Genomic DNA, 11,984 nt, shown 5'->3' with positions numbered 1-11,984 from the left:
ATTCCCGCCGGTGGTGCCGGCTTTATCTTGATTGCTAAAATATGTGGCAGAACCGGAAGTCAACGGGAAGTCACGTTGCGGTGAAATTTTGCCATTGCAGCTGACCGCAACCCCGCAATAGGAAGGATCTGCGCTTCAGGATAGAAACCGATTCGGGCGGCAATCACGATGTGGCAAACGTTTTTGGCGCCGGTCGACCTCTATTGCGAGCGGACCGGCCCGGAATTCTGGTCCGAACCCGTCAACGCCCTGACCAATCTCGCCTTCATCGCCGCCGGCCTGTGGGGCGTGCGCGAGGTGCGAAGGCTGGGCACCGGCGCCTTCGCCGAGGTGCTGGCTTGGTGGGTGGTGGCGATCGGCATCGGTTCGACGATCTTCCACACCTTTGCCACCAAGGGCACGGTCTGGGCCGACGTGCTGCCGATCGCCGGCTTCACGCTGGCCTACACGCTGTTCAATTTACGCCGCTTCCTCGGCATGCGATGGGGCAAGGCCATTGCCATCTTCATTGCCTTCTATGTGCTTGCCGGGGCGATAACCCTTGCCGTGCCGGACTGGCTGCGCCAGGCGTCGAACGGTACGACGGGCTATCTGCCGCCGTTCCTGGCGCTCGCCTTCTTCGGTGTCTGGGTGACGGTGAGCGGCAATCGCGCCGGCTGGTATAATCTGGCGGGCTCGGCGATCTTCGTCGTGTCCGTCATCTGCCGGATGATCGACCCGGTGGTCTGCGGCAGCTTTCCGCTCGGAACGCACTTCCTCTGGCACATCCTCAACGGGCTGATGCTCAGCGTGCTTTTGGCGGCGGCGGCGCGGTTTGGGAAGCCGAAGGTAGGGGAATAGGGGAATAGGGGAATAGGGGAATAGGGGAATAGGGGAATAGGGGAATAGGGGAATAGGGGAATAGGTCTTCACCTTCCCTACTCCCTTACTCCCGTACTTAAGCCGCCAGATCGCGCAGCACGTATTGCAGGATGCCGCCGTTCTTGAAGTAATCGAGCTCATCCAGCGTATCGATGCGGCAGATGATCGGCACATTCTTCACCGTGCCGTCGCCATAGGTGACCTTGGCGATCATCGTCTGGCGCGGCTTGATGGTGCTCAAGCCGTCGATCTCGACCAGCTCGTCTCCCTTGAGGTTGAGCGATGCCCATGAGGTGCCTTCCTCGAAGACGAAGGGGATAACGCCCATGCCGACCAGGTTCGAGCGATGGATGCGCTCGAAGGACTGGGCGATGACCGCGCGGACACCAAGGAGATTGGTACCCTTGGCAGCCCAGTCGCGCGACGAGCCGTTGCCGTATTCGACGCCGGCGAAGACAACCAGCGGCACGCCTTCCCTTTTGTACTCCATCGCCGCGTCGTAGATCGATTCCTCTTCCTTCGACGGGTAGTGGATGGTGTAGCCGCCCTCGCGCCCGTTCTCGCCCAGCATGTGGTTGCGGATGCGGATGTTGGCGAAGGTGCCGCGCATCATCACCTCGTGATTGCCGCGCCGCGTGCCGTACTGGTTGAAGTCGGCGACGCCGACGCCGTGGTCGGTGAGGTATTTGCCGGCCGGCGAGGCCGCCTTGATCGATCCGGCCGGCGAAATGTGGTCGGTGGTGATCTTGTCGCCGAACAGGCCGAGCACGCGGGCGCCCTTGATGTCGCCGATCTTGCCGAAACCTGATGTCATGCCAGCGAAATAGGGCGGGTTCTGCACATAGGTCGAGTTGTCGTCCCAGGCATAGGTCTGGCCTTCCGGCGCCTTGACGTTCTGCCAGTACTCGTCGCCCTTGAAGACGTCGGCATATTTGCGGGCGAACAGCTCGCGGGTGACGTTCTTCTCGATGAACTCCTGGATCTCGGCCGAGCTCGGCCAGATATCCTTGAGGTAGACCGGCTCGCCGTTCTTGTCCTCGCCGAGCGGCTCGGTGGTCAGGTCCTTTGTGACGGTGCCGGCCAGCGCGTGCGCGACGACCAGCGGCGGCGAGGCCAGATAGTTCGCCTGCACGTCGGGCGAGACGCGGCCTTCGAAGTTGCGGTTGCCGGACAAGACCGCGGCAGCGATCAGGCCCTTGTCGTTGATGGTCTTCGAGATCGGCGCCGGCAGCGGGCCGGAATTGCCGATGCAGGTGGTGCAGCCGAAGCCGACCAGGTTGAAGCCGATCTGATCGAGTTCCTTCTGCAGGCCGGATTTCTCCAGATACTCGGCGACCACCTGGCTGCCCGGCGCCAGCGAGGTCTTCACCCATGGCTTCTGCTTCAAACCGAGGCGGTTGGCGTTGCGGGCCAGGAGGCCGGCGCCGATCAGCACACTCGGGTTCGAGGTGTTGGTGCACGAAGTGATGGCGGCGATGACGACGTCGCCATGACCGAGATCATGGTCGGTGCCTTCGACTGCGTAGCGTTTGGAGATTTCGGCGGCCTTCTTGTATTCGGTCTCCATCGCCTTGGCGAAACCTTCCGGAATGCCTTCCAGGGCGACGCGGCCCTCGGGCCGCTTGGGTCCGGCCATCGACGGCACGACGGAGCCAAGTTCCAGCTCGAGCAGATCGGTGAACACCGGATCGGTCGAGCCGGTCTCACGCCACATTCCTTGAGCCTTGGCATAGGCCTCGACCAGCGCGATGCGGTCCTCGCTGCGGCCGGACATTGTGAGGTAGCGGATGGTTTCCGAGTCGACCGGGAAGAAGCCGCAGGTGGCGCCATATTCGGGCGCCATGTTGCCGATGGTGGCGCGGTCGGCCAGCGTCATGTTGGAGAGGCCCGGCCCGAAGAACTCGACGAACTTGCCGACGACGCCCTTCTTACGCAGCATCTGGGTGACGGTGAGCACGAGGTCGGTGGCGGTGACGCCTTCTTTGAGCTTGCCGGTGAGGCGGAAGCCGATCACCTCAGGCAAAAGCATGGAGACGGGCTGGCCGAGCATGGCCGCCTCGGCCTCGATGCCGCCGACGCCCCAGCCGAGCACGCCAAGGCCGTTGATCATGGTGGTGTGCGAATCGGTGCCGACGCAGGTGTCGGGATAGGCTGTCGTTTCGCCGTCCTCGGTGTTGGTCCACACCACCTGGCCGAGATATTCGAGGTTGACCTGATGGCAGATACCGGTGCCGGGCGGCACGACGCGGAAGTTGCGGAACGCCTGTTGGCCCCATTTGAGGAATTTGTAGCGCTCCTCGTTGCGCTCATATTCCAGCTCGACATTGCGGGCGAAGGCCATCGGCGTGCCGAATTCGTCGACGATGACGGAATGGTCGATGACGAGGTCGACCGGCACCAGCGGGTTGATCTTCTGCGGATCGCCGCCGAGCGAAGCCATGGCGTCGCGCATCGCGGCAAGGTCGACCACGGCCGGAACGCCGGTGAAATCCTGCATCAGCACGCGGGCCGGGCGATAGGCGATCTCGACACCGGCGGTGCCCTTGTCGGTCAGCCAGCCGGCCACCGCCTGGATCGATTCCTTGGTGACGGAGCGGCCGTCCTCGTTGCGCAGCAGGTTTTCCAGCAGCACCTTCATCGAATAGGGCAGCTGCGAGATGCCGGTGAGGCCGTTCTTCTCGGCCTCAATGAGATTGAAATAGGCATACTCCGCGCCGCCTGCGGTCAGCGTGCGGCGGCAATTGAAACTGTCGAGGGATTTTGACACGTGCGATCCTTGTCTGTTCAGCCTGAAAGGGAACGGACGCCGATGGCATGCAGTCACGCGCAAAGGTGCGGGTACGGCCATTTCCGCTGTCCGTTCCCAAGCAACCCGAGCCGTTCAAGGCGGCGCGTGCGCTGGTTCGGCGCTAATTCTGTTCCCGTGCCGACCGCTGGCACGGATGCACCGCATATAGAGAATTTTCTGGAATAGTTCTAGACAGTTGGAAAGCAATTTTGTGCGATGCGGCAGCGGCCGCGACACATGGTTTCAGGGCAGGCGAGGAATGCGGCTGATCGCCGAAAATCTGTGCGGCGAGCGAGGCGGCGACGCGGTGTTTTCCGGCATCGGCTTTGCCCTGGAGGAGGGTCAGGCGCTCATCGTTACCGGGCCGAACGGATCGGGCAAGTCGACCTTGCTGCGGGTCATCGCCGCGCTGCTGCCGGTGCCGCAAGGCAGCGTGAGGATCGAGGGTGCCATGAAGATTGAAGACGGGGGCGAAGCGTTCCCGTCTGTTGCCTCGGCCTGTCACTACCTTGGCCACCAGAACGCAATGAAGCCGGCGCTCAGCGTGGCGGAGAATTTGCGCTTCTGGCGCGACTTCAACGGCGACGGACAGCTCGGCGTCGAAGAGGCGCTGGAAACGGTCGGGCTCGGTGGCATCGGCCACCTGCCGTTCGGCTATCTATCGACCGGGCAACGGCGCCGGGCGGCGATCGCGAAACTGCTGGTCAGCCACCGGCCATTGTGGCTGCTGGACGAGCCGACGGCGGGGCTGGACAAGGCTTCGGAGGCGCGGTTCGCGGGGTTGATGGCGAAGCATTGCACGGATGGCGGGATGATTGTCGCGGCGACGCACCTGCCGCTGGGGATCGAGGGGATGGAGTTGAGGATGGGGGAAACGGGTTGATGATGGCGCCCGAGCATCTCATACCATGCTAGCCCTCTTCCTGCGCGACATCCGCCTCAACATCCGTGCGGGCGGCGGGGCGCTGACCGGGGTCATCTTCTTCCTCGCCGTCATCGCCACCATCCCGTTCGGAGTCGGGCCGGACCTGAAGCTGCTGGCCCGCATCGGGCCGGCGATCCTGTGGATTGGCGCGCTGCTGTCCTGCCTGCTCGGTCTCGATCGGCTGTTCCAGGCCGACCGCGAGGACGGCTCGCTCGATCTGCTGGTGCTCGGCAATGATCGCCACATGCTGGCCTTGACGGTGCTGGTGAAATGCCTGGCGCATTGGGCGGGCAGCGTGCTGCCGCTGGTGGTCGCCGCGCCCGTGCTCGGGCTGTTCATGAACATGGAGCCGCTCGGCATCGGCGCCACGGCGCTGACGCTGCTGGTCGGCACGCCTGCTATCACCTTCATCGGCGCCGCCGGTGCGGCGGTGGCGGTGGCGCTGCCGCGTGGCGGGCTGCTGATCTCGGTGCTGGTGCTGCCGCTGACCATTCCGGTGCTGATCTTCGGCGTTTCGGCAAGCTATGGAGCGACCGCCAATCCCGATCCGTTTCTGCAGCCCTTCCTCATTCTTGCCGCGCTGACCCTGTTTCTTGGCGTGCTGGGTCCGGTCTCGGCGGCGCTGGCGCTGCGCCATGGCACGGATTGACGCGGCGTATGACTGCGGATTGCGAAGCCGACGGAGCGAGGCTAAGGGAAAGCATGTCTAGACTGGGCGACATGATTGGCTTGGAAGGCCGCACTTCAGCGGGGCCTGCCGCATGAGCGCGCATGCACTCTATGTGACCGCTGCCTATGGCATCACTGCCGTGGTGCTGGCCGGATTGATCGGCTGGATCCTGCTCGACCAGCGGGCGCGCAAGCGTGAGCTTGCCGAACTGGAGGCGTCCGGCGTGAGGCGTCGCTCCGACAAGGTCGCAAAGCCATGAGCATCGAAACAGAAACGCCGCCCCCGCGCACTCGTCGCCTGTTCGTGCTGTTGCCGCTGCTGATCTTCCTCGGCCTGGCCGGACTGTTCCTGTCGCAGCTGCTGTCGGGGCGCGATGTTTCGGAAGTGCCGTCGGCCCTGATCGGCCTGCCTGCGCCGCAAACCAGCCTGCCGGCGCTGGAGGGCTCAAACCTGCCGGGGCTCGATTCGAAAACCTTCGCCGGCAAGGTCACATTGGTCAACGTCTTCGCGTCGTGGTGCGCGCCATGCCGCGAAGAGCACCCGGTGCTTCTGGCGCTGTCGCAGGACAAGCGTTTCAGCATGGCGGCGCTGAACTACAAGGACCGGCCGGAAAACGCACGCCGGTTCCTCGGCGATCTCGGCAATCCGTTCCAGGCGATAGGGGTCGACGAAGCGGGCCGCGCGGCGATCGACTGGGGCGTCTATGGCGTGCCGGAAACCTTCGTCATCGGCAAGGACGGCAAGATCGCCTACAAGCATGTCGGCCCGCTGACGCCCGAGACGGCGAGGGATCTCTTGCTGCCACAGATCGACAAGGCGCTGGCGGCGTCGAACTGACGTCGCGACGCACCTATACGCGTAGCTGCATCATCCTTGGGTCTTCGCAACGCCACGCGTCGCTACGCCCAAGGATGGCGAACGTGATGAGGCGATCGAATACTCAGCCGTAGATCTGCTTGTGGATCTGGTAGAGCATTTCCGAGCGGTCGGCGCGCATGTCGGCCAGATCGCGGCTGGAAAAGCTGTCGATTTCGGCGACAAGGCGGTTGTAGTGCTTGCGCTTGGCAATGCTGTTGCGAGCGCGGGTCATGAGACTGTCGAGGATCATAGCAAGGTTCCTTTTTGGCGCCGCGTTTCGGCGGCGGTTTCTTCCTCCCTTGATCGATACGAAGCATGACATAGTAATGGTGCATTGCAAAAAGAAGATGTTGCAATGCACCATTGCGCTGAACGCATAGCCGGTTAATGCGGCGCTAAAGCGCGTCGCGTTTGAACGGATTCAGGCGACGCGCTTCAGGTCTTTGTTTTTATGCATGTCGTTCTCCCAAAACCGGGGCCACTTTTGGGCGACATGCATTAACGTCATGCGCAGAGCCGGCAAGCGATCTTTTGCATCACACTGTGCGTACCCACATTGCCTTCTGTCCCTCCGGCTGTCTTGATCCGGTGTCATTGATGCCGGGAGGAAAAGCATGGCGGCTGCGGACTATTATGAAATTCTCGATCCGCGCTTCGCGCGCCTGTTCAACGGCAACGCGCAGGTCGAGAAGCTGTTCACCGGATGCCAGTGGGCGGAGGGGCCGGCCTGGTTCGCCGCCGGCCGCTATGTCGTCTGGTCCGACATCCCCAACAACCGCATGCTGCGCTATGACGAGACCGACGGCAATGTCAGCGTCTTCCGGCAGCCGTCCGGCAATTCGAACGGCAACAGCGTCGACCGGCAGGGCCGGCTGATCACCTGCGAGCATTCGGGCCGCCGCGTCAGCCGCACCGAGTTCGACGGCTCGGTCACCACGATCGCGGCCAAATGGAAGGGCAAGCGGCTGAATTCGCCCAACGACGCGGTGGTGAAATCCGACGGTTCTATCTGGTTCACCGATCCGAGCTACGGCATCGATACGGATTATGAGGGCGACAGGGCCGAGAGCGAAATCGGCGCCTGCCATGTCTACCGGGTCGATCCCGGCACCGGCGAGGTCGAAGCCGTCATCACCGACATGGTCCGGCCCAACGGCCTGGCCTTCTCGCTAGACGAGAGCCAGCTTTATGTCGTCGACACCGGCCGCACGCATGGCGCGCAGAATCCGGCGCATATGCGGGTGTTCAATGTCGGCAAGGGCGGCAAGAAGGTTTCGGGCGAGAAAGTCTTCGCCGACTGCACGGCCGGCCTGTTCGACGGCTTCAGGCTCGACGAGGACGGCCGCATCTGGACCAGTGCCGCCGACGGCATCCATTGCTACGATCCGGACGGCACGCTGATCGGCAAGGTCAAGGTACCGGAAGTCACCGCCAACTGCGTGTTCGGCGGCAACAAGCTGAATTGCCTCTACATCGCCGGCACCACGTCGCTCTACATGGTGCGGCTCATGGTCAACGGCGCCAAGACATACTGAGACTGGAGCACTGGCGGCCGTTCGACGGTTTCATCGAAGCGGGTCGCGAGCACGAACATCCCGGGAGGAAAAAATGCCATTCGTCAACATCCGCATCGTCAAGGAAGTGATATCAGCCGATCCGGCGGGCAAGAAGGCGGACATCGCCAAAAAGGTCACGGCGGCCATCATGGACGCCACCGGGCTGAGCAACGACGATGTCTGGGTGGTTTTCGAGGAGGTCAATGCGCGTGATTGGTATGTTGGGAAGACGGATGTGGAGACGCTGCGAAAGGGTTGATTTCGAAGGCATGGCGAAGCCCCTTTCCTTCGTCATCCTAGGGCGAAGCAGTCGCGAAGCGACGTCGCGGAGACCCTAGGATCCATGCCGCGACTTTCGAGCAGGGCACAACGGTGCAATACTGTCTTTGGCGGTCCGTGTAGTATCCAACGTTAGGCTGCCCTTCTTGGACCGATGCATTCTCGGCAAAGGTCGCGGCATGGATCCTAGGGTCTGCGCCGCGTCGCTTCGCTCCTTGCTTCGCCCTAGGATGACGAATGCGTGGTGGGTCGGCACTCAACGGGCGCGGATAAAGTCCGCGAAAGCATTCAGCGCATCGCGCATCGCCAGCCGGTTCGCCGGCTCCGCCAGGATGCTCTCGACCTCCGGCTGCTTCTTCCCCAACAGCACAATCTCCAGCATATCCTCGCACAACGCGAATGACATAGTGCGCATGATCTCGGCCAGTGCGGCGCGAGCGAACAGCGAGCGCGGCGAGGCGTGCACCAGCATGGCGGGCTTGGCGACGGCGGCGTCGCGCGAGACCAGCCAGTCGAGGGCGTTCTTCAGCCCGCCCGGCACGCCATGGGCATATTCCGGACAGGAGACGATCACGCCGTCGGCTCGGGTGACGGCATCGATCAGCTTGGAGGCTTCGAGCGGCGTCCGCTCGCCCTCATCATCGGGATTGAAGATGGGCAGACGGCCAAGCCCGTCATGGACGGTGACGCGGCAGCCGGACGGCGCTTCGCGGGCCAGTGCGGCGATCAGCGCCGAATTGGTGGAAGCCGCGCGCAGGCTGCCGGAAATGGCAAGGATGTTCAGCAAGGTATGGAATCGGTCCAGACGCGAATCGCGTCCGGAAACCTACCACATCGTCTTCTTGTATTCCTCGTCGAGCCAGCGGTCGGTCGCCTCGGCGGAATCGGCAACCGCCAGCTGATCGCGCATGATCTGGCCGAGCGTCGGCAGCGTCGCACGGTCGTACCAGGTTTCCGGCTTCCACAGGTCCGAGCGCATGAAGGCTTTTGCGCAGTGCATGTAGGCGGCCTTGACGCTGACCACGACGACGCTTTGCGGCTCCCTGCCGTCGACGGCGAGGCGTTCGCGCAAATTTGCGTCGACGGTGATGCGGGCATCGCCGTTGACGCGCAGCGTCTCGTTCATGCCGGGAATGAGGAAGAGCAGCCCGACAGAGGGATTGAGGAGAATGTTTTCCAACGTGTCGAGCCGGTTGTTGCCGGGCCGATCGGGAATGGCGATGGTGGTGTCGTCGAGAACGGTGGCAAAGCCCGGCTTGTCGCCCTTCGGCGTCACGTCGGCATTGCCGGCACCGTCGGACGAGCCGATCAGCACGAACGGGCTCTTGCCGATGAAGGAGCGGCAATGGCCGTCAAGTTTTTTCAGCTCCTTGCGGATAGAACCGTCGGTCGGCCGTGGCGTCTTGTAGATCGTCCTCAACTGGTCGCGCGTGGTGATGAATTCCATGTCCCTCTCCCCAGAACGGTTCATTGTTTCACGAACGCAGAACCGCTTTTTCTACTTTCCGGTTCTCTCTTCTTTGCCGGCCTTGTCCTCGAGTGAATGACGCAGGATCAGCGGCATCTGGCTGAAGGTGAACAGAAGCGTGATCGGCATGATGCCCCAGACCTTGAAAGTAACCCAGGCGTCGGTGGAAAAATTGCGCCACACCACCTCATTGACGATGGCCAGGAACAGGAAGAACAGGCCCCAGCGGAAGGTCAGTTTCCGCCAGCCTTCGGCGTCGAGGCTGAAGGCCGAATCGAAGACATAGCCAAGCAGCGACTTGCCGAAGTAGAGCCCGCCGAGCAGCACGCCGCCGAACAGCGTGTTGACGATGGTCGGCTTCATCTTGATGAAGATGTCGTCCTGCAGATAGAGCGTCAGCGCGCCGAAGATGAAGACGACGACGCCCGACACCATCGGCATGATCGGCAAGGTGCGGGTGAGCAGCCACGAGGCGATCAGGGCGATTGCCGTGGCGGCCATGAACAGCCCGGTGGCGACGAAAATCGGCCCGCCGAACTCGGCCAGAACAGGGAATTTCTGCACCAGCCATCCGCCGCGCGCATTGGCGAAGAAGAACACCATCAACGGACCCAGCTCCAGCACTAGCTTGAGCAGCGGATTGACGCCTTCCTTCTTCTGCTTCTGCGGGTCCGACGGATCGCGTTCGAGAATGGGTGGGTTCATGGAATCTCTTTCTTGCGCATGATCTGATCCAAAAAGTCTGCAACTTTTTGGGACATGCTTGTTAAGCTACTCCAGCGATCGCCCTGGCGAATTCGCTTGCCGAGAAAGGTTCGAGGTCGTCGACCTGTTCGCCGACGCCGATGAAATAGACCGGCAATTTGTGCTTTGCCGCGATCGCCACCAGAATACCGCCGCGCGCCGTGCCGTCCAGCTTGGTCATCACCAGGCCGTTGACGCCGGCGATATTGCGGAAGATCTCGACTTGGTTGAGCGCGTTCTGGCCGGTGGTGGCGTCGACCGTCTGCAGCACGGTGTGCGGTGCTTCCGGGTCGAGTTTGCTAAGCACGCGGACGATCTTTTCGAGCTCCGCCATCAGTTCAGTCTTGTTCTGCAGGCGGCCGGCGGTGTCGATGATCAGCACGTCGGAACCGGCCTCCTTGGCCTTCTCGAAGGCGTCATAGGCCAGTCCCGCGGCATCGGCGCCGATCTTTGAGGCGATCACAGGCGATTTCGTCCGCTCGCCCCAGATCTTCAGTTGCTCGATCGCGGCGGCGCGAAAGGTGTCGCCGGCGGCGAGCATCACCGACAGGCCACCATCGGTGAGCTTGGCGGCCAGCTTGCCGATAGTTGTGGTCTTGCCGGTGCCGTTGACACCGACCACCAGGATGACATGCGGCTTGTGTGAAAGGTCGAGCTCCAGCGGCATGGCGACATGGGCCAGCACTTTTTCCACCTCGGCCGCCATGATGGCGCGGACCTCGGTGTCGGAGACGTCCTTGCCGTAGCGGCTGGCGGCCAGCGCGTCGGTAACGCGCAAGGCCGTCTCCATGCCGAGATCGGCACGGATCAGCACATCCTCAAGGTCCTGCAAAGTCTCTTCGTCCAGCTTGCGCTTGGTGAAGACGCCGGCAATGTTGCCGGTGAGCTCCTTGGAGGAGCGGGCAAGCCCGTCCTTCATGCGCTGGAACCATGAGCGCCTCGGTGCCGGCTCCGGCGCCTTCTGTGGCTCGGCCTTCTGCTCGACCTTCTTGGTGACGGTCACCTTGCCGGGTGCGGCTTTTGGCTCCGGCGCGGGTTGTGGAAGAGACTGCGGCTCGGGCGCAATTTCCGCAATGACCGGCTGCGATTCGATCGGCGCCGGCTGGCGAATGGGAGGTGCGATTTCGGCAGGCGGGGCTTCGGGCGTCGGTGCTGAAACTTCTTCCTTCTCCCCGTCTTCAGACGGAGAGAAGGTGCCAGCAGGCGGATGAGGGGCGGCGCTGACCTCTGATAATGGCTGAGCAGGGGCCGGCCCCGGTGTCGGCACCTCGATCGGGGCTGGTGTCTCGGCCGGAACCTCGGCAGGCGTCGGCACTTCGACCGGTTCCGGTTCCGGCTGCTGTTCCGGGCGTGACGGGACGATCTCCGGCTCGGCCGGCGCGGGTGGCGGGACCTCCTGCGGCTGCGGTTCGGGAGCAGGCTCCGGAACGGCGGGAGGTGTTGGTATCTCCTCGGGCGCCGGCGGCTCGGCAGGCGTCTCGGGCGCGGGTTCTTCTTCCGGCTCGGGCTCCGGCAGGGGTTCCGGCTCGGAGGGAATAGTCGGCTCCGGTGCTGGCGGAATGGCCGGTGCCGGCTCGGGCACCGGCTTCTCGACAGGCGCCGATTCCGGCGCGGGGATCACTTCCGGCTCGACCGTCGTCGGCGTCGGCGCAGTTTCCGCCTCGCGCTCCAGCTCGTCACGCTTCAAGAACTCCGGAACGACCTGCTCGGCCGCCGGCTTCAGCGCCTCGAGCGCTTCCCATTTGATCGGCGGCAGCGGGGCGGTCTCGTCGACCCGCTCCTCGACCACCTCTTTCTTGCCGAACGAAAATATCTTCTTGAAAAAACCAGCCATG

Annotated in this window: 13 protein-coding genes; 7 read left to right on the top strand and 6 right to left on the bottom strand. The window is 63.1% G+C overall.

All coding sequences use genetic code 11. The features are described 5' to 3' along the window. Positions 1-168 precede the first annotated feature (168 nt). Entirely contained in the window at positions 169-840 is a 672-nt protein-coding gene (locus NKI69_RS29535; RefSeq protein WP_023811304.1) for a ceramidase domain-containing protein, read from the top strand. Positions 841-937: 97 nt separating this feature from the next. On the opposite strand, the gene acnA is transcribed toward NKI69_RS29535, so the two are convergent. Further along, positions 938-3,628: an aconitate hydratase AcnA gene (acnA, locus tag NKI69_RS29530; RefSeq protein ID WP_023811303.1), complete on the bottom strand. Its 2,691-nt coding sequence runs from the start codon at positions 3,626-3,628 to the stop codon at positions 938-940. Positions 3,629-3,908: 280 nt separating this feature from the next. On the opposite strand from acnA, the gene ccmA reads away from it, so the two are divergent. From ccmA to NKI69_RS29510, 4 genes are all read left to right on the top strand, one after another. Beyond that, positions 3,909-4,532, top strand: coding sequence for a heme ABC exporter ATP-binding protein CcmA (gene ccmA / locus NKI69_RS29525; RefSeq protein ID WP_023811302.1), 624 nt, complete (start codon positions 3,909-3,911; stop codon positions 4,530-4,532). A gap of 25 nt (positions 4,533-4,557) precedes the next feature. Continuing rightward, positions 4,558-5,223, top strand: coding sequence for a heme exporter protein CcmB (ccmB, locus tag NKI69_RS29520; RefSeq protein ID WP_023811301.1), 666 nt, complete (start codon positions 4,558-4,560; stop codon positions 5,221-5,223). 112 nt (positions 5,224-5,335) lie between these two features. Continuing rightward, positions 5,336-5,503: a heme exporter protein CcmD gene (gene ccmD / locus NKI69_RS29515; protein WP_013528831.1), complete on the top strand. Its 168-nt coding sequence runs from the start codon at positions 5,336-5,338 to the stop codon at positions 5,501-5,503. Next, positions 5,500-6,081, top strand: coding sequence for a DsbE family thiol:disulfide interchange protein (locus tag NKI69_RS29510; RefSeq protein WP_023811300.1), 582 nt, complete (start codon positions 5,500-5,502; stop codon positions 6,079-6,081). Before ccmD ends, NKI69_RS29510 begins: the two co-directional genes overlap by 4 nt. A gap of 103 nt (positions 6,082-6,184) precedes the next feature. Here NKI69_RS29510 and NKI69_RS29505 read toward each other — a convergent pair whose 3' ends face one another. Beyond that, positions 6,185-6,352: a hypothetical protein gene (locus NKI69_RS29505; protein WP_013528833.1), complete on the bottom strand. Its 168-nt coding sequence runs from the start codon at positions 6,350-6,352 to the stop codon at positions 6,185-6,187. A 364-nt stretch (positions 6,353-6,716) separates the two neighbouring features. Between NKI69_RS29505 and NKI69_RS29500 the strand changes: the two genes are divergently transcribed. Together NKI69_RS29500 and NKI69_RS29495 are read left to right on the top strand one after the other, a co-directional pair. Beyond that, positions 6,717-7,637 (top strand): SMP-30/gluconolactonase/LRE family protein, encoded by a 921-nt coding sequence (locus NKI69_RS29500; protein ID WP_023811298.1) that lies wholly within the window; start codon positions 6,717-6,719, stop codon positions 7,635-7,637. Between the two features lie 73 nt (positions 7,638-7,710). Next, positions 7,711-7,917 (top strand): tautomerase family protein, encoded by a 207-nt coding sequence (locus NKI69_RS29495; protein WP_023811297.1) that lies wholly within the window; start codon positions 7,711-7,713, stop codon positions 7,915-7,917. A gap of 276 nt (positions 7,918-8,193) precedes the next feature. On the opposite strand, the gene NKI69_RS29490 is transcribed toward NKI69_RS29495, so the two are convergent. The 4 genes from NKI69_RS29490 to ftsY all read right to left on the bottom strand — a co-directional run bounded on the left by NKI69_RS29490 (position 8,194) and on the right by ftsY (position 11,983). Continuing rightward, complete coding sequence (locus tag NKI69_RS29490) at positions 8,194-8,724, bottom strand: NADPH-dependent FMN reductase (protein ID WP_023811296.1); 531 nt, start codon at positions 8,722-8,724, stop codon at positions 8,194-8,196. Positions 8,725-8,763: 39 nt separating this feature from the next. Continuing rightward, the gene (locus NKI69_RS29485; protein ID WP_023811295.1) at positions 8,764-9,384 is read right to left on the bottom strand and encodes a pyridoxamine 5'-phosphate oxidase family protein; all 621 of its coding nucleotides are present in this window, start codon (positions 9,382-9,384) and stop codon (positions 8,764-8,766) included. A gap of 51 nt (positions 9,385-9,435) precedes the next feature. Next, on the bottom strand, positions 9,436-10,110 hold the full coding sequence (locus tag NKI69_RS29480; RefSeq protein WP_023811294.1) for a septation protein A: 675 nt from the start codon (positions 10,108-10,110) through the stop codon (positions 9,436-9,438). 61 nt (positions 10,111-10,171) lie between these two features. Further along, the gene (gene ftsY, locus NKI69_RS29475) at positions 10,172-11,983 is read right to left on the bottom strand and encodes a signal recognition particle-docking protein FtsY (RefSeq protein WP_352723060.1); all 1,812 of its coding nucleotides are present in this window, start codon (positions 11,981-11,983) and stop codon (positions 10,172-10,174) included. Position 11,984 lies beyond the last annotated feature (1 nt).

The organism is Mesorhizobium sp. M0491, assembly GCF_040321265.1.
GTDB lineage: Bacteria > Pseudomonadota > Alphaproteobacteria > Rhizobiales > Rhizobiaceae > Mesorhizobium.
Note: the sequence above shows the minus strand (reverse complement) of the source record. Positions and strands in the feature narration are given on the sequence as shown.